General features: G+C 69.3%; 15 protein-coding genes and 2 pseudogenes. 9 read left to right on the top strand and 8 right to left on the bottom strand.

Annotated features, from left to right (window positions below):
- Positions 1-48: 48 nt before the first annotated feature.
- The 5 genes from AB0D27_RS24355 to AB0D27_RS24335 all read right to left on the bottom strand — a co-directional run bounded on the left by AB0D27_RS24355 (position 49) and on the right by AB0D27_RS24335 (position 4,532).
- A complete protein-coding gene (locus AB0D27_RS24355) occupies positions 49-972 on the bottom strand; it encodes an SDR family oxidoreductase (protein WP_362512425.1) in 924 nt (307 codons plus the stop codon).
- Positions 973-974: 2 nt separating this feature from the next.
- Positions 975-1,796, bottom strand: a complete 822-nt coding sequence (locus AB0D27_RS24350) for a crotonase/enoyl-CoA hydratase family protein (RefSeq protein ID WP_362512422.1) — start codon at positions 1,794-1,796, stop codon at positions 975-977.
- Complete coding sequence (locus AB0D27_RS24345; RefSeq protein WP_362512419.1) at positions 1,783-2,607, bottom strand: SDR family oxidoreductase; 825 nt, start codon at positions 2,605-2,607, stop codon at positions 1,783-1,785. The genes AB0D27_RS24350 and AB0D27_RS24345 overlap by 14 nt, the downstream gene beginning before the upstream one ends.
- Positions 2,600-4,138 carry an AMP-binding protein gene (locus AB0D27_RS24340; RefSeq protein WP_362512416.1) on the bottom strand — a complete coding sequence of 513 codons (1,539 nt, stop codon included), beginning with the start codon at positions 4,136-4,138 and terminating at the stop codon, positions 2,600-2,602. Before AB0D27_RS24340 ends, AB0D27_RS24345 begins: the two co-directional genes overlap by 8 nt.
- Positions 4,139-4,247: 109 nt before the next feature.
- Positions 4,248-4,532 carry a hypothetical protein gene (locus AB0D27_RS24335; protein WP_362512413.1) on the bottom strand — a complete coding sequence of 95 codons (285 nt, stop codon included), beginning with the start codon at positions 4,530-4,532 and terminating at the stop codon, positions 4,248-4,250.
- A gap of 55 nt (positions 4,533-4,587) precedes the next feature.
- Between AB0D27_RS24335 and AB0D27_RS24330 the strand changes: the two genes are divergently transcribed.
- From AB0D27_RS24330 to AB0D27_RS24315, 4 genes are all read left to right on the top strand, one after another.
- Entirely contained in the window at positions 4,588-5,016 is a 429-nt protein-coding gene (locus AB0D27_RS24330; protein ID WP_362512410.1) for a zinc ribbon domain-containing protein, read from the top strand.
- Entirely contained in the window at positions 5,013-6,158 is a 1,146-nt protein-coding gene (locus tag AB0D27_RS24325; RefSeq protein WP_362512407.1) for a thiolase family protein, read from the top strand. Before AB0D27_RS24330 ends, AB0D27_RS24325 begins: the two co-directional genes overlap by 4 nt.
- 1,263 nt (positions 6,159-7,421) lie before the next feature.
- Positions 7,422-8,507, top strand: a complete 1,086-nt coding sequence (locus AB0D27_RS24320) for an S-(hydroxymethyl)mycothiol dehydrogenase (RefSeq protein WP_362512404.1) — start codon at positions 7,422-7,424, stop codon at positions 8,505-8,507.
- Entirely contained in the window at positions 8,507-9,148 is a 642-nt protein-coding gene (locus AB0D27_RS24315; RefSeq protein WP_362512401.1) for an MBL fold metallo-hydrolase, read from the top strand. The genes AB0D27_RS24320 and AB0D27_RS24315 overlap by 1 nt, the downstream gene beginning before the upstream one ends.
- A 246-nt stretch (positions 9,149-9,394) precedes the next feature.
- On the opposite strand, the pseudogene AB0D27_RS24310 reads toward AB0D27_RS24315, so the two are convergent.
- Both AB0D27_RS24310 and AB0D27_RS24305 read right to left on the bottom strand, forming a co-directional pair.
- Positions 9,395-9,571 (bottom strand): annotated as a pseudogene (locus AB0D27_RS24310) (serine dehydratase beta chain); the annotation flags it as partial.
- A gap of 11 nt (positions 9,572-9,582) precedes the next feature.
- Positions 9,583-9,738 (bottom strand): annotated as a pseudogene (locus tag AB0D27_RS24305) (serine dehydratase beta chain); the annotation flags it as partial.
- A 198-nt stretch (positions 9,739-9,936) separates the two neighbouring features.
- On the opposite strand from AB0D27_RS24305, the gene AB0D27_RS24300 reads away from it, so the two are divergent.
- The 3 genes from AB0D27_RS24300 to AB0D27_RS24290 all read left to right on the top strand — a co-directional run bounded on the left by AB0D27_RS24300 (position 9,937) and on the right by AB0D27_RS24290 (position 12,759).
- Entirely contained in the window at positions 9,937-10,299 is a 363-nt protein-coding gene (locus AB0D27_RS24300; protein WP_362512398.1) for a bifunctional 3-phenylpropionate/cinnamic acid dioxygenase ferredoxin subunit, read from the top strand.
- Positions 10,296-11,498, top strand: coding sequence for an FAD-dependent oxidoreductase (locus AB0D27_RS24295; protein WP_362512395.1), 1,203 nt, complete (start codon positions 10,296-10,298; stop codon positions 11,496-11,498). The genes AB0D27_RS24300 and AB0D27_RS24295 overlap by 4 nt, the downstream gene beginning before the upstream one ends.
- Before the next feature lie 130 nt (positions 11,499-11,628).
- Positions 11,629-12,759, top strand: coding sequence for an aromatic ring-hydroxylating dioxygenase subunit alpha (locus AB0D27_RS24290; protein ID WP_362512392.1), 1,131 nt, complete (start codon positions 11,629-11,631; stop codon positions 12,757-12,759).
- A 75-nt stretch (positions 12,760-12,834) separates the two neighbouring features.
- Here AB0D27_RS24290 and AB0D27_RS24285 read toward each other — a convergent pair whose 3' ends face one another.
- Positions 12,835-13,632, bottom strand: coding sequence for an IclR family transcriptional regulator (locus AB0D27_RS24285; RefSeq protein ID WP_362512389.1), 798 nt, complete (start codon positions 13,630-13,632; stop codon positions 12,835-12,837).
- A 151-nt stretch (positions 13,633-13,783) separates the two neighbouring features.
- On the opposite strand from AB0D27_RS24285, the gene betA reads away from it, so the two are divergent.
- Positions 13,784-15,454 carry a choline dehydrogenase gene (gene betA, locus AB0D27_RS24280; RefSeq protein WP_362512386.1) on the top strand — a complete coding sequence of 557 codons (1,671 nt, stop codon included), beginning with the start codon at positions 13,784-13,786 and terminating at the stop codon, positions 15,452-15,454.
- A gap of 3 nt (positions 15,455-15,457) precedes the next feature.
- Complete coding sequence (locus AB0D27_RS24275; RefSeq protein WP_362512383.1) at positions 15,458-16,294, top strand: 5,10-methylenetetrahydrofolate reductase; 837 nt, start codon at positions 15,458-15,460, stop codon at positions 16,292-16,294.
- Positions 16,295-16,530: the final 236 nt, after the last annotated feature.

Genomic DNA, 16,530 nt, shown 5'->3' with positions numbered 1-16,530 from the left:
CCGGAGGGCCCGCCACGTCCGGTGTGCGATGGGGGGTGAGGGCTGGTGTCAGCTCATTCCGCCGCGGGCGCCTCCATTGACCGCGATCATCTGGCCGGTGACGTAGTCCGACAGCGGTGAGCACAGCCAGAAGATGGAGTCGGCGGCCTCTCGGATGGTGCCTGTGCGGCCGAGGAGCATCCCGGGGAGCTTCTTGGCCGCGTACATTTCCTCGTCGGTGACAACCCGGTCGGGGTCGACCTGGACGCCCATGCGCTGGGCTTGTTTGGCGGGCATGCCGACGTGGATGGTGCGGCCGCCGGTCTGGATGACCTCGTGGTCGGACTGAGGGAGGGCGAACCGGGTCTGGATGATGCCGAAGGCGACGGCGTTGACATTGACGTGCATGGCGCCCCATTCCTGGGCCAGGGAGCGCATCAGCCCGAGCATCCCCGCCTTGGCCGCGGCGTAGTTGGCGGCGCCGTCCAGGCCCCAGGCGCCGGCCATCGAGGAGACCATCACGGTCTTGCGGTGCCGGACCCGGCCGGCCTCGGCGTCGGCCTTGACGGCGGCGCGGAAGATCGGTGCGCACGCTCGGGCGAGCCGGAACGGGACGATCAGGTGGATGTCCAGCATGGCCTGGAACTGCTCGTCGGTCATGCTGTGCACACGGCCGTCCCAGGCGTAGCCGGCGTTGTTGACCACGATGTCCACGGCGCCGAAGGTATCCATGGTGTGGGCGACCAAGGCGTCGCAGGCATCCGGGGCGACCAGGTCGGCGATGAACGCCGAGGCGGTGTCGGGCCCGAAGGAGTCGTTGAGCGTCTTGACGGCTTCGTCCGCCTTGGCCTTGTCGACCTCGGCGATCACGACGCGGGCACCGTTGGCGGCCAGGGTGGTGGCGGTGGCGCCGCCGATGCCGCGGGCGCCGCCGGTGATGATGGCGACCTGCCCGGCCAACAGCTCCGAGCGCAGCGTGGGTTCGATGATCACGGTCAGCGTCCCTTCCACACCGCGGGGCGCTTCTCGGCGAAGGCGCGCAGGCCCTCCTGTAGGTCTTCGGAGGCCATCACGGGGGCCGCGTATTCCATCTGTTTGCTCCAGGCGTCGGATTCGACCCAGTCATAGGCGTGCTGGACGATCTGCTTGCTCGCGCGCACCGCCAGCGGTCCGGCCGCCAGGACTTCCTGAGCCAGTTCGAGCGCGCCGGCCAGGGCCTGTCCGGGTTCGGTGAGCTTGTTGACCAGGCCGAGTTCCGCGAAGCGGGTGGCGGGCCAGGCCTTGCCGGTGATCGCCAGTTCCATGGCCAGGTGGTAGGGGATCCGCTTGGGCAGCCGGAAACAGCCGCCGCCCACCGCCACGAGCGACTTGGCCGCTTCGGGGATGCCCATCGTCGCGGTGCGCGAGGACACGACCAGGTCGCAGGCCAGGCACAGTTCCAGGCCGCCGGCCAGGGCATGCCCTTCGACTGCGGCGATGATCGGTTTCGTCGGCGGCTGGCCCATGATCCCGAACCCGCCGCGGCGCTTGGTGGCGCCCTTGTCGTTGTGGACGGCGGCGATGAGGTCCTGGCCGGACGAGAACACGATGTCGGAGCCGGTCAGGACGGCGCAGCGCAGTTGGTCGTCTTCCTCGTAGGCGTCGATCACCGCTTCCAGCGCCTGTGCGGTGGCGCCGTCGAAGGCGTTGCGCCGGTGTGGGCGGTTCATCCGGATGATCAGGATGTGCTCGCCGTGGCGTTCGGTGAGGATGGCGTCGTCCCCGCTGGGTTGCGCGGCCTTGGTACTGGCTGACTGAGAAGGGTTACTGGCTGACACTGAAGCCTCCGTTGACGGGATAGGTCTGCCCGGTGATCCAGCTTCCGGCCCGGGAGGCGAGGAACGTCACCATGGCGGCCGCGTCGGTGGGTTCGCCGACACGGCGGATGAGGTAGTTCGACAGCACTCGGCGGGTCAGGTCGGCGTCCTGGAGAGCGTGCGCCATGGCCGGGGTGTTGGTGATGCCGATCGCGACGCTGTTGGCGGTGATGCCGTAGCGGCCGACGCTGCGCGCCAGTGCGCGCATCAGACCGGCGGCGCCGGCCTTGGCCGCGGAGTAGGCCTCCAGACCGGCCTCGCCGACGCGGCCTGCGTCGCTGATGATGGTGATCAGCCGCCCGTGCCCGGCCTGGATCATGCCGGGGATGACCGAGCGGCAACAGGCCAGCACGCCGTCCAGGTTCACCGCCACGAACGGCTCCCACGCCGACGGGTCGCTCTCCCAGAACGGAGCGCGCTCGTCCGCCGCGGGGCCGGCGCCGGCGTTGCCGGCGTTGTTGACCAGAACGGTGACCGGACCGAGTTCGCCCGTCACCCGTTTCACTATCGCCTCGACGGCGGCGAAGTCGGTGACGTCGGCTTGCACGGCAATGGCCGTACCGCCCTCCTCCCGGATCTCCCGGGCGACGGCCTCGGCCCGCTCGGCCCGGAAGTCGTTGACGGCCACGGCGGCGCCCTGCGCGGCCAGATACCGTGCGGTCGCCGCGCCCACGCCCTGGCCCGCGCCGGTGACCAGCGCCACCTGGCCGCGCAGATCCAGCAGTTCGGGCAACGACGCCGGGGTGGGGCCTGAAGCGGTGGGGTCAGACACGGCGCTCGCGTCCCTTCCAGTACGGAGCCCTCAGCACGTGCTTTTGCACCTTGCCCATCGGGCTCACGGGCAGCTCCTCGACGAAGGCGAACCGACGGGGCCTCTTGTAGGAGGCGAGGCGGCCGTCCAGGAACGCCAGGAGGTCCTTTTCGCTCGGCTCGGCAGCCGGATCGGCGACGACGAACGCCATGGGCTGCTCACCGAAGTCGTCCTGGGGGATGCCGATCACAGCGGCGTCGAGCACGGCGGGGTGCTGGACGAGGATTTTTTCGATCTCGGCGGGATAGATGTTGACCCCACCGGCGACGATCATGTCTTTGATGCGGTCGGTGATGAACAGGAAGCCGTCTTCATCCAGGTGACCGATGTCTCCGGTGCGGTAGAAGCCGTCCTTGACCGCATCCTCATCGAGCTTGTCGCGGCCGAGGTAACTGCTGATGACCACCGGGGTGTTGACGGCGATCTCCCCGGCCTCACCGGGTGGCAGCCGGTTCCAGTGCTCGTCGACGATGGCGATGTCCACGCCCTCGTAGGGGATGCCGCTGGTGCCGGGCTTGGTCAGCTGGTACTCCGGCCGGGCGTAGGAGATCATCCCTGCTTCGCTGGCGCCGTAGGCCTCCCACAGGACGCCCTCGCCGAGGCGGTCGACGAGCCATTCCTTCAGCGACTGCGGGACCGCCGCCGCGCCGGTGCTCAGCGCGGTGAGCGAGGACAGGTCGTAGCGGTCCAGGACGTGGCCGGGCAGATTCTGGATGCGCAGCAGCATGGTGGGCACCGTCGACCACACCTGCACCTTGTGCCGGTCGATCAGTCGCAGCGCCTCTTCGGCGTCGTAGGGATCCAGGACGACCACCGTGCCGCCCTCGGCGCAGGTGTCGGCCGCCTCCTTCGGACCCGCACCGTGATGCACCGGCAAGGTCAGCAGGGTGACGCAGGAGTCGGGGCGGGGCGGGACGGCGGCGACCGAGGCGGTGTAGCGCATCAGCCGCTCCACGTCCTTGATCGTGGAGCGGTCGAGCGGCGGCACCCCGCGGGGAGCGCCGGTGGTGCCCGAGGTGTACAGCACCAGGTTCGGTCGAAGCGGACCGAACCGGGGTTCGGTGACCGGAGTGTCCAGCAGGTCCTCGTAGCGAACGCCAGGAGCGTCGGCCGACTGCCCCACGGTGATCAGGAGGCCGACATCGGGGCGGTCCCATCCCGTGACGTCGGCGTCGTTGCACGCCAGGCCCCTGGCCCCGCTGTCAGCGATGATGTAGAACGCCTCGTCCGGAGTGAGCTTCCAGTTGACCGCGACCTGAGGGACGCCGAGCTTCTGCAGCGCCCGCTGGATGACGAACCACTCGATGCCCAGCCGGAAACGTATTCCCAGCCGGTCGCCTTGGCCCAGGCCCAGTGCGGCCAGACCTTTCGCGACTCGGTCCGCTTTGTCGTTCCATTCGCGGTAGGTCATCACGGTGTCCCCGTGAATGACCGCGGGCGCGTCCGGCCGGATGCGTGCCCAGTACTCCGGTGTACCTCGCTCGGGTTCCATCAAGACCTCTACTCCTTCGGCGGCTCTGCCGGATCGGGGGTCAATGCGTGATGAACGAACTGCGTGCTGGTGGTGCGTGTGGCGTCCACGCCGGCGTCATCGGGGTCGATCAGTAACTGGTCGCTGATGCCGCGCAGTTGGCCGACCAGGCGAGCTCACGGCCGTAGCCGGTTTCCTCACCCACCTCGGCCCGTGAGGTCTGGCCGACAGCCCCGACGGCCGAACAGCCTGATGGCGGCATCCAGGAATGTCCGCTCGGCCTGGCTGCGCCGCCCCACGTGGCTTCGCCGCCGAGGGCGCCCGCCCTGCTCGACCGGCCGAGGACGGCCGGCTTCGCGTGGTGCTCGGGGGAGGCGGGGTCCGGAGTCGAATGTGTCGATGCGCTGGACGACATGCCCACACCGTACTAACTTGTTGGTGCCTTAACAAGTAAGTTGCGCGGAGGAAACATGATGCGAACGCCTGCCCACCCCGGCCTCTATGACGTGGAGGCTGATCCGCCGATCCTCAACGGCACCACATGCTCCGAGTGCGGACGTGTGTACTTCCCACCGCTGGGGATCGGCTGCGAGGCCTGCGGGGCCGCAGCCGAGCGCCTGCTCCCGATTCCGGTCGCGGCCAGTGGGACCGTCCACTCCCTCGCACAGGTCCATCTCCACCGCGGACAGCCCCCGGTGCCTTTCACCATCGCCGAGATCCGGCTCGACGACGGGCCCCTGATCCGCGGCACTCTGGGCCCCGACGCCGACGGGGTAGGCATCGGCGACCCCGTCTCGGCGACATGGGCGGTCACCGCAACCCAGGACGACGGCGCCCAGGTCGTCGAGCCCGCCTTCGTACCGACCATCGCCGCATCCTCGACCGGAGCCGCCTCATGAGCGCCACACTCGCCCAGCTGCGACCTGTCCGCGTGGTGGGCGTCGGTCTGCACCCCTACCAGCGGCTCAGCGAGACCCCCTACACCCAGCTCGGTGTGCACGCCGTGCGCGCCGCGCTCACCGACGCCGGCCTGGAGTGGAACGAGGTCGAGACCGCGTACACCGGCACCGCCACCACCGCCATGGGCCTGTCCCGCCTGATGTATCGGCACCTGCGCGCCACCGGCATCCCCATGGTCCAGGTGGAGAACGCTTCGGCCTCCGGCTCGTCCGCGTTCCGCCAGGCGTGCATCGAGGTCGCGGCCGGCCTGGCCGACGTGGCGATCGCGGTCGGGGTCGACAAGCCGTTGAACCGCACCTCCGCGCAACAGGCCGCCGGACTGCACGACCTGGTCGACGGCCGGGTGGTGCCGTTCACCCACTTCGCGCTGCTGGCGGCCCGCTACATGCACGATCATGGCGCCACCCCCGAGCAGATCGCCGCGGTCGCGGTCAAGAACAGCCGCAACGGCGCGCTCAACCCCAACGCCCAGCGCCGCAAGGCCCGCACGCTGGACGAGGTGCTCGCCCCGCCTCGGATCAGCGGCGCGCTGACCCGGCTGCAGTGCTGTCCGGTCGGGGAAGGCGCCGCCGCTGTGATCGTCGCCTCCGACGACGCCATCGCCCGCCTCGGCCTGGACCGCGACCGGGCGGTCACCGTACTGGCGTCGGCGGCCCGCTCCGAGACCGTCTACGACGGCGAGAACTTCGACGCGGCCCTCACCCGCGAGACCACTGCGCAGGCGCTGGCCGAGGCGGGCGTGCCCGCCACGGACCTGGACCTGGTGGAGCTGCACGACGCCTTCACCGTGGAAGAGCTGCTGTACATCGAGGCCATGGGCCTGTCCAAACCGGGACAGGCCGCCGCGGCCCTGGAGGCCGGCGAATTCGACATCGGCGGCCGCGTGGCGGTCAGCGCTTCCGGCGGCCTGCTGTCGATGGGGCATCCCATCGGCCCGACGGGCGTCGGCCAGATCGCCGAGATCACCACTCAACTCCGCGGCGAAGCCGGGAACCGTCAACACCCCCAGGCGCGCACCGCCTTGGCCCACATGGTCGGCGTCGGAGCGGTCTGCGTCGTGCACGTCCTGCGCAAGGACTGATCAGCGGCTTCAGCGATGAGCGGAGCGGCGACGGTGAGTGCCACGGGCGACCCGGGGCGGGCCATACGGGCGCAGTGCGAGAGCCCGGACTGGTCGAGACAAACGGGCACCACCCGATCTCCGACCAGCAGGCCGGCAGCGCGTTGTGGTCCCAGGTCCTTCAGACACCGACACCGTCCTCCACCGCTGTGGGGAGAGAAGTTCAGTGGCTTACGGACTCCGGTGGCGCCGTCGGCCAGGCTGCCAGTGACCTCGATGCACGCTTGACGGAACGCGGTCGAGCCGGAGGCCGAGGCGTTCTCTTCCTGAGCCGTGAGGATGCCGCTGGTGCCCAACGCCGGTACATCGGGCGGGACAGGCCCATGGCGGTGGTGGGGGTGCCGGTGTACGCGGTCTGGAACTGGTTCCACTCCGGGCCGGCGTCGGTGAGCGCGGCGCGCACGGCGTGCACACCGAGCTGGGTGTGGGGCGTGTCGGTGGGACGTTGGCAGGGATGCAGGCCGACGTCCACCACGTGGACCGGTCGTAGCTGGGCGAGTGTGGCCTTCATGAGTCGGCTCCGGCCGGGAGCGTATGGGTGGCGGTCGGTACGAGGGCGGGCTCGACGAGCTCGTCGCCGTCGTCCTGGGTTCCGGTCATCGCCTATATCGCCGAGACCGCACGACGAGGGAAGCGCCGGAGCTCGCAGCGGCTCCCCTCGATCAGCGGAAGGCGGTGCGTGAGGCGACGAGGTTGCCCGGCGGAGGCTGAGTGCACAGACTCCTTACCTGGCTGAGTACGCGGGACAGTGACCTCGAAGAACGGTCCGTCGCACGCCGCTCAGTGGCTCCCGCAACTGGGGGTCGAGGGGTCTCAGGTTCACATCCTGTCGTCCCGACGGTGCGAAGGGTCCTCACAGGTGAACACCTGTAAGGGCCCTTTTCGTATGGGTCGGTTTTCGGCTTCGAGGTTGAGCACGCCGCTCATGGGCGCCTTACGGAGGCCGGCGAGGACGTCGCTACGCACCTCCCTGACCTGGGTGGGCCGGCCGTCGGCTGGGCCACGGTGAATGGGGCCGGGCGGGCTGGCGGTTCAACGACATGGTGGTGGGCGGTGCGTGGGAGGCCTCGCTGTTGATCGACCGGGGCCACTCGGACTGAGTCGTTCTGTGCGTCGAATCCTTGACCCCCGCTCGGCCCTCCACGATGCTGTGTTGCGACACGTGAGATGCGTGCCGTAATGAGCAACATTCGACTCGGGTCTTGAACCAGCTGAGGAGTGGCAATGTCTCACCAGGTCCGTGGTGTCGTCGCACGGGGGAAGGGCGCCCCCGTCAGCCTGGAAACGATCATCGTGCCCGATCCCGGCCCGGGTGAGGCGCTCGTGAAGATCGAGGCCTGCGGGGTCTGTCACACCGATCTGCACTATCGCGAGGGCGGCATCAACGACGACTTCCCGTTCCTGCTGGGTCACGAGGCCGCGGGTGTCGTGGAGTCGGTGGGGGAGGGCGTCACCGAGGTCGCCGCGGGTGACTTCGTCATCCTCAACTGGCGCGCGGTGTGCGGGCAGTGCCGGGCCTGTCTGCGCGGACGGCCGTGGTACTGCTTCAACACGCACAACGCGAAGCAGAAGATGACCTTGGCCGACGGCACCGAGCTGTCTCCGGCCCTGGGTATCGGTGCGTTCGCGGAGAAGACGCTGGTGGCGGCGGGTCAGTGCACGAAGGTCGACCGGGCCGCGTCGGCTGCCGTCGCCGGACTGCTGGGCTGCGGGGTGATGGCGGGCATCGGCGCGGCCATCAACACCGGCAACGTCGGACGTGGTGACAGCGTGGCGGTCATCGGCTGCGGTGGTGTCGGCGACGCGGCGATCGCCGGGGCCCGGCTCGCGGGCGCGGCGAAGATCATCGCTGTGGACATCGACGAGCGGAAGCTCGAAACCGCGAAGAAGATCGGCGCGACCCACACCGTCAACTCCAAGCAGAGCGATCCGGTGGAGGCCGTCCGCGAACTGACCGGTGGGTTCGGCGCCGATGTGGTGATCGAGGCGGTCGGGCGGCCGGAGACGTACAAGCAGGCCTTCTACGCCCGCGACCTGGCGGGCACGGTCGTCCTCGTCGGCGTACCGACCCCGGAGATGAAGCTCGAACTGCCCCTGCTCGACGTCTTCGGCCGGGGTGGCGCACTGAAGTCGTCCTGGTACGGCGACTGCCTGCCCTCCCGCGACTTCCCGATGCTCATCGACCTCCATCTGCAGGGCCGACTGGATCTGGACGCCTTTGTGACCGAGACCATCGCCCTTGACGAGGTCGAGAAGGCCTTCGAGCGGATGCACGGCGGCGATGTGCTGCGCTCGGTGGTGGTCTTCTGATGTCCGGCCCGGCCGGTGCCCGCATCGAGCATCTCGTGACCTCGGGGACTTTCTCCCTGGACGGTGGCACCTGGGACGTCGACAACAACGTCTGGATCATCGGTGACGACACCGAGGCCCTTGTCATCGACGCCGCACACGACGCCGACGCCGTAGCCGAAGCGCTCGGCGGGCGCACTCTGCGGGCCATCGTGTGCACCCACGCCCACAACGACCACATCGACGCCGCGCCCGAACTCGCCGCCCGTACCGGCGCTCCGATCCTGCTCCACGGCGACGACCTGCCGCTGTGGAAGCAGACACACCCGGAGCGGACACCCGACGGCGAACTGGCCGACGGCCAGGTCGTCACGGTGGCGGGTGTCGAGCTGACCGTGCTGCACACTCCCGGCCACGCCCCCGGCGCTGTCTGCCTGTACGCGCCGGGTCTGAAGGCGCTCTTCAGCGGTGACACGCTCTTCGCGGGCGGGCCCGGGGCGACGGGAAGGTCGTACAGCGACTTCGGCACCATCGTCGACTCGATCCGGGACCGGCTGCTGAGTCTGCCGGGCGACACCGTCGTGCACACCGGCCACGGGGAGATGACCACCATCGCCGCCGAGGCCCCGCACCTCCAGGAGTGGATCGACCGCGGATTCTGACCGCACGGCGGCCTCGTCCCGCCTCACCGCTCGATGGCGTCCCCGCACTCGATGACGTTGACGGCGGGGCCCCCGCGCGAGGTCTCCTTGTACTTCACCTTCCCCCGCTGATCGGCAGTCCGGACTCGTGGGCGCGCAGCAGCAGTTCGGACGCCGAGGCGAGGGGGAGCCGTACGGGTGTGCCATCGGGCTTGACGCGGTCGGCGCCCGGCGCGCTCTCGTCGACGACGAAACCGCGCCCACCGAGTAGGACGTGCGCGCCCTCAGCTCGCCGCCGTCGCGGTTCCTGGCGGTGAGCAGCATGCCGTCGGGGTGGAGCGGCAGCGTGCGGCGGCGGTGCACCACCAGGTGCTCGCGCTCGCGGAATTCAACCTCCTGGCGGCCCAGCGGCCGCGGCCGGCCGGCCTCGTGGATCCGGTGCACCCCTTGCCACTGCCGTGGCCGTGACCGGTGGCGCCGAGCGATCCGAAGAGTTCTGCCCGGACCGAGGAGGCGCGGGGCGGCGGGCCGTCCTCGTGCAGCCCGGTGACGAACGGACGGGCGGCCTTCATGGGCCCCACGGTGTGTGAGCCCGACGGCCCGATACCCACCTGAACAGGTCGAAGACGCTGATCGCCACCTCGAGCTCCTTCAGGCGATGTGTTGTCTATGGTGCATAGAGTTGCGTAAGGAGCAACGATGAACAAGCGGTCGGCCTGTCCTCTGGATGCCTTGACAAGGGTTTGGGGGCGCCCTCAAACTGGCGTTGCGCTTACCGCAATCCGTTTCGCTATACGCACCGAGGTGTCATGATGATTCCCGCGTGCCTTCTCGTGGATCTGCCGCGAGGCGAGGCCTACCGGCTCGACATCGATCCGCCGGTTTCGGTGTTCCACACCGATGACGGCGAGGTCTTCGCCATCGACGACACCTGCACCCACCAGGACGCCTCGCTCGCCGACGGCTGGCTGGAGGGCTGTGAGGTGGAATGCCCGCTGCATGCCTCGAAGTTCGACCTCCGGACCGGAGCCGTCGACGCTCCGCCGGCCAAGCGCCCGGTCCGCACGCACGAGGTTTTCGTCGAGGACGGGATGATCTACGTCCAGCCGTCCACGGAGGCCCCCAACCTGCCGCCCTGCATCGCGTCCCGGCTCGCCGGAGGTCCCGCGTGAGGACAGTGGTCGTGGTGGGTGCCTCGCTGGCCGGTCTGTCGGCGGCGCGCTCGTTGCGCAAACGGGGGTACGACGGGCGGCTGGTCGTCATCGGCGACGAACCGCACCGCCCGTACGACAGGCCGCCGCTGTCCAAGGAGTTCCTGGCCGGTGGCGTCGGCGAAGCGGATCTCGCGCTGGAGACGGACGACGAGGACCTGCACGCCGAGTGGCTGCTCGGCGCCCGCGCCACGGGACTCGACCGTGCGCACCGCGCAGTGCGGCTCGCCGACGGCCGGGAGGTCCGGGCCGACGGCGTCGTCATCGCGACCGGCGCCGCCGCGCGGATTCTGCCGGGTACGGAGGGTCTGGCCGGAGTGCACTCACTGCGCACCCTGGACGACGCCCGCGCCCTGCGGGACGAACTGACCCGGGGCGGACGGCTGGTCGTGATCGGCGGCGGATTCATCGGCGCCGAGGTCGCCTCCACCGCGTACGCTCTCGGACTCGATGTGACGGTGGTCGAGGCGGCGCCCACGCCGCTCGCCGGACCGCTCGGCGAGTCCATGGGCGGCATCGTCTCCGCGCTCCACGCGGACCATGGCGTACGGCTGTTGTGCGGTGTGGGGGTCAAAGGGCTGAGCGGGGACGAGCGAAGCGAGATGGGGGTCCCGCCGGACGGAGTCGGGGGGAGGGTCGACGCCGTCCTGCTCGAGGACGGCCGCAGTATCCCCGCCGACATCGTCGTCGTCGGTGTGGGCGCGCGCCCGTGCGTCGAGTGGCTGGAAGGATCCGGCGTCGTGCTCGACAACGGCGTCAAGTGCGGTGCGGACGGCCGCACCAGCCTGGCCGGTGTGGTCGCGGTCGGTGACTGCGCCTCCTGGTACGACCCCCACGCGGGGATCCACCGCCGCGTCGAGCACTGGACCGGTGCGCGGGAGCGGCCCGACGCGGCCATGGCCACGCTGCTGTCGTCGGGTGCGGCGGAACCGGGCGTGCCCCGGCCGCCGTACTTCTGGTCGGACCAGTACGGCGTGAAGATCCAGTTCGTCGGTCACTCGGCCGGTGCCGACAGTGTGACGGTCGAGGAAGGCGCCCCGGGCGACCGCAGTTTTCTGGCCGTGTACCGGCGCGGCGGGCATCCGGTCGCCGTGCTCGCGATGAACCAGCCGCGGCTGTTCATGCGCTGGCGCAAGCAGCTCAGCGCCGCGACATCTTGACACCACCGATGCGGCATTTCATGCTGCAGTTGCGTATAGCACGCAGCGTTGCTCCATGCACAACACCGTCCGGAGTCGCTCTTCCCGGCGCGTGAATGACCGATCCACGACGTTCTCCGAGGAGTGCACTGTGACCTCGACCAGCCTGCCCGACAGCCTGATCGCCACCCTCCCCGGCTCCTCCTACACGGATCCGGGGATCTTCGCCCAGGAGCAGGAGCGCATCTTCGAAACGATGTGGTTCTGCGCCGTGCGCTCCTCGGATCTGGCCAGGCCCGGCGCCTTCCGGACCGTGGAGGTGGGCCGCGAGAGCATCCTGATCACGCGCGCGCGGGACAATTCCGTCCGCGCCTTCTTCAACGTGTGCCGGCACCGCGGGGCCAAGCTCTGCACGGAGGAGGCCGGCGAGGTCAAGCGCGCCTTCCAGTGTCCGTACCACGCCTGGACGTACGACCTGACGGGCAAACTCGTCGCGGCGCCCAACCTCACCAAGATGCCCGACATCAGCCGCACGGAGTACGGGCTGGCGAGCGTGGCGACCCGTGAGTGGCTCGGCTATGTGTGGGTGTGCCTCGCGAAGAACCCGCCTCCTTTCGAGGAGGTCGTAGAAGAGGTCGTAGCACGCCTCGGCGACACCGAGTCGATCGAGCGATACGACGTGGAGAACCTTGAGGTCGGCAAGCGGATCGTCTATGACGTCAAGGCGAACTGGAAGCTGATCGTCGAGAACTTCATGGAGTGCTACCACTGCGCCACGATCCACCCCGAACTCACCGAAGTACTCCCGGAGTTCGCCGACGGGTACGCCGCTCAGTACTACGTGGGGCACGGCGCGGAGTTCGGTGCCGAGATCAAGGGTTTCACCGTCGACGGCTCCGAGGGCCTGGACCGCATTCCGGGGGTCTCCGAGGATCAGGACCGGCGCTACTACGCGATCACCGTCAGGCCGCAGGTGTTCATCAACCTCGTGCCCGACCATGTGATCTTCCACCGGATGTACCCGGTCGCGCCGGACCGCACGATTGTCGAGTGCGACTGGCTCTACCTCAAGCACGTGGTCGAGAGCGGCAAGGACGTCAGCCGGTCGGTGGAGCTCTTCGACCGCGTCAACCGGCAGGACTTCGACGCGTGCGAGCGCTGTCAGCCCGCGATGAGCTCCCGGCTGTACGCCAAGGGCGGCGTACTGGTGCCCAGCGAGCACCACATCGGCGAGTTCCACGACTGGGTCCAGGAGCGTCTCGGGACGGGGCAGTCGCAGTAGCGGCGGTTCTCGGCGGGCCGGCGCCCGGGGCCCGGCGGCCGACGCGGTCGTCGATGGCGACGCGGGCACGGTCGCTCAGCCCAGGTAGCCCATCCGGTGACTGATCTCCTCCGCGCCCTTGACCAGCACCGGAGCGAGCTCGTGCAGGCGCTCCTCGGTGAACCGGTACGAGGGCCCGGAGGCGCTGAGCGCCGCGATGACCTCTCCGTCCCGGTCGCGGATCGGTGCGGCCATGGCGTGGAGCCCGATCTCCAGCTCCTCAAGGGTCCAGGAGTAGCCACGCTCCCGAGCCTCGGCGAGATTCTTCTCGAGCTTCGTCTTCGAGGTCAGGGTGTGCGGCGTCACCTTCTTCAGGCCGGCCTCGGACAGCAGCGCGGCGCGCTCCTTGGCGGGCAGGTGGGCCAGCAGGATCTTGCCGCTGGAGGTGGCGTGCAACGGGGTCAGCTGCCCGACCCAGTTGTGCGCGGTGACGGCCCCCGGACCGCGCACCTGGTAGAGGTTGATCGCGAAGTGCTCCTGCATCACGGCGATGTTGACGGTCTCGCCGATCTCGTCGGCGAGGCGCTCGCAGACCGGGCGGCCCTGCTGGGTGATGTCGATGCGCCCCGTGACCGCGCCGGCCAGGCGTACGATGCCGAAGCCGAGCCGGTACTTGCCGCGCTCGCCCGCCTGCTCCACCAGACCGCGCGCCTCCAGGGCGCCGAGCAGGCGGAACGCGGTCGACTTGTGAACATCGATCTCGCCGGCCACCTCGCTGACGCCGGCCTCGCCGCGCTGGGCCAGGATCTCCAGCACGCTGATGGCGCGGTCGACGGACTGCACCCCGCCGGACTGAGAACCTGTCGTTTCAGTATCTGGACCGTAGTTGCTCATAGCGAAACTATACGCGCAGTAAACAACACCAGCGCAAGTAACCGGGATGAAACCTAGACCCTGCAAGTTGCGTGGCTCGCAACCTAGTGCGCATAGCGATACTCGTACTAGCATGCCACGCGTATCTACGGCGCGAGCGAGACGAGGCACCATGGCTCCCCTGCAATACGACTTCGTCATCGTCGGCGGTGGATCGGCCGGCAGCGCACTGGCGAACCGACTCTCCGCCGACCCGGGCAACCAGGTGCTGGTCCTGGAGGCCGGCCGCCCCGACTATCCGTGGGATGTCTTCATCCACATGCCCGCGGCGCTGACGTACCCGATCGGCAGCCGGTTCTACGACTGGAAGTACGAGTCCGAACCCGAGCCCCACATGGGCGACCGGCGTGTCTACCACGCGCGCGGCAAGGTACTGGGCGGATCGAGCAGCATCAACGGCATGATCTTCCAGCGCGGCAACCCCATGGACTACGAGCGCTGGGCCGCCGACGCCGGCATGCAGACCTGGGACTACGCGCACTGTCTGCCGTACTTCAAGCGCATGGAGAACTGTCTCGCGGCCGACCCCGACGACGAGTTCCGCGGCCACGACGGCCCTCTCGTCCTTGAGCGCGGCCCCGCCTCCAACCCGCTGTTCACGGCTTTCCTCAAGGCCGTTCAGGAGGCGGGCTACCCCCGCACCGACGACGTCAACGGCTACCAGCAGGAGGGCTTCGCCCCCTTCGACCGCAACGTCCACCGGGGACGCCGTCTGTCGGCCTCGAAGGCGTACCTCAAGCCCGCGAGGAAGCGGCCCAACCTCACCGTCACCACCCGCGCCCTGGTCACCCGTGTCCTCTTCGAGGGCAAGCGGGCCGTCGGAGTCGAGTACCGGCGCGGCCGCGGCAAGCCCCAGCAGGTGCGCGCCCGCGAGGTCATTCTCTGCGGCGGCGCGATCAACTCCCCGCAGCTGCTCCAGCTGTCCGGCGTCGGCAACGCCGAGGAACTGAGCGCGCTCGGCATCGACGTCGTCCACGACCTCCCGGGCGTCGGCGAGAACATGCAGGACCACCTGGAGGTGTACATCCAGTACGCCTGCAAGCAGCCCGTCTCCATGCAGCCGTACATGGCGAAGTGGCGCGCCCCCTTCATCGGCCTGCAGTGGCTCTTCCGCAAGGGCCCCGCCTCGACCAACCACTTCGAGGCAGGTGGCTTCGCCCGGAGCAACGAGGACGTGGACTACCCCAATCTGATGTTCCACTTCCTGCCCATCGCGGTCCGCTACGACGGCTCCTCGCCCTCCGGCGGGCACGGCTACCAGGTGCACGTAGGGCCCATGTACTCCGATGCCATCGGCTCGGTGAAGATCAAGAGCAAGGACCCCGACGAGCACCCGGCGCTGCGCTTCAACTACCTGTCCACCGAACAGGACCGCCGCGAGTGGGTCGAGTCGATCCGCGTTGCCCGCAAGCTCCTCAACCAGCCCGCCCTCGCCCCGTACAACGACGGGGAGATCTCGCCCGGACCGTCCGTGGAGTCCGACGAGGAGATCCTCGCCTGGGTCGCGAAGGAGGGCGAGACCGCCCTGCACCCCTCCTGCACCTGCAAGATGGGCACCGACGAGATGTCCGTGGTCGACCCCGCCAGCATGCGCGTGCACGGCGTGGAGGGACTGCGTGTCGTCGACGCGTCCGTGATGCCCTATGTCACCAACGGCAACATCTACGCACCGGTGATGATGATCGCGGAGAAGGCGGCCGACCTCATCCTCGGCAAGGAGCCGCTGGCCCCCTCCAAGGCGGCGTACTACCGGCACCGCGACGCCCACAAGCAGGTCGGGTAGACCTTGGGCGCCGAGGGATTCCGGGCGCTGCTGCACAGCGTCCGCTACGAGGTGCTGCCCGCGAAGGCGACCGAGGACAAGGTGCTCGCGCATGTCCCGCGCGATGTCGCCGTCACCGTGACGGCGTCGCCGGTCAAAGGCCTGGAGCCGACGCTCGACCTGTCGACCCGGCTCACCGGGCACGGCTACCGCGTCGTCCCGCACGTGCCCGCGCGCCTGTTGCGGGACGACGCGCACCTGAAGGAGGTCGTCGACCGGCTTCGGGAGGCGGGCGTCGACGACGTCTTTGTCCCGGCGGGCGACGCCCATCCGCCGGCCGGGGCCTACGACGGGGCACTACCGGTGCTGCGCAGGCTGAGCGAGCTGGGCAGCCCCTTCGCCCATGTCGGCATCACCGGTTATCCCGAGAGTCACCCGCTCATCCACGACGATCTGACCATCCAGGCGATGTGGGACAAGCACGCGCACGCCACGTACATCGTGAGCAACCTGTGCTTCGACCCGCGTGTGCTGGGTGACTGGGTCGGACGGATTCGTCGCCGCGACGTCACCCTGCCCGTCCACGTGGGCGTCGCGGGGCCCGTGCAGCGGGCGAAGCTGCTGTCCATGGCGGCGAAGATCGGCGTGGGGGAGTCGACCCGCTTTCTGACCAGGCACGCCTCCTGGTTCCTGCGTTTCGCGGCGCCCGGTGGCTACTCGCCCGACAGGCTGCTCGCCCGCGGCGCCGAGGCGCTCACCGCGCCCTCGGCGGGAGTGGCGGGCCTGCACCTCTTCACGTTCAACCAGATCGCCGAGACGGAACGGTGGCGCTGCGCTGTGCTTGACCGGTTGAGTGGCTGAGCGGTGCCTGAGGAGTGTGCCCGGAGTGCAGCGTGCCTTGCTGGAGGCTGTGCCTGAGGAGTGTGTCCGGGGTGCAGCGTGCCTTGCTGGAGTCTGTGCGCTCAGACCTCCCTTTTCGCCCTGGACGGCCTCGTCCTCCATCGCCGGACGGGCTGATGGTGTCGGCCTGCGTCCCAAGAGGCGGCGCTGAGCCATGGGCACGAGCGTGGGGCGGGCTGGAAGTTCCAGGCCGCCCC

Origin of the sequence: Streptomyces sp. NPDC048415, assembly GCF_040651675.1 — a bacterium.
GTDB lineage: Bacteria > Actinomycetota > Actinomycetes > Streptomycetales > Streptomycetaceae > Streptomyces.
This window is presented reverse-complemented; position numbering and strand designations above follow the sequence as displayed.

What these genes read in the sequence shown, in the direction of transcription:
- AB0D27_RS24300 (WP_362512398.1), top strand. Translation starts at nt 9,937, where the DNA reads ATGATGATTCCCGCGTGCCTTCTCGTGGATCTGCCGCGAGGCGAGGCC.
- AB0D27_RS24340 (WP_362512416.1), bottom strand. Translation starts at nt 4,138, where the DNA reads ATGGAACCCGAGCGAGGTACACCGGAGTACTGGGCACGCATCCGGCCG.
- AB0D27_RS24325 (WP_362512407.1), top strand. Translation starts at nt 5,013, where the DNA reads ATGAGCGCCACACTCGCCCAGCTGCGACCTGTCCGCGTGGTGGGCGTC.
- AB0D27_RS24320 (WP_362512404.1), top strand. Translation starts at nt 7,422, where the DNA reads ATGTCTCACCAGGTCCGTGGTGTCGTCGCACGGGGGAAGGGCGCCCCC.
- AB0D27_RS24285 (WP_362512389.1), bottom strand. Translation starts at nt 13,632, where the DNA reads ATGAGCAACTACGGTCCAGATACTGAAACGACAGGTTCTCAGTCCGGC.
- AB0D27_RS24330 (WP_362512410.1), top strand. Translation starts at nt 4,588, where the DNA reads ATGATGCGAACGCCTGCCCACCCCGGCCTCTATGACGTGGAGGCTGAT.
- AB0D27_RS24315 (WP_362512401.1), top strand. Translation starts at nt 8,507, where the DNA reads ATGTCCGGCCCGGCCGGTGCCCGCATCGAGCATCTCGTGACCTCGGGG.
- AB0D27_RS24335 (WP_362512413.1), bottom strand. Translation starts at nt 4,532, where the DNA reads ATGTCGTCCAGCGCATCGACACATTCGACTCCGGACCCCGCCTCCCCC.
- betA (WP_362512386.1), top strand. Translation starts at nt 13,784, where the DNA reads ATGGCTCCCCTGCAATACGACTTCGTCATCGTCGGCGGTGGATCGGCC.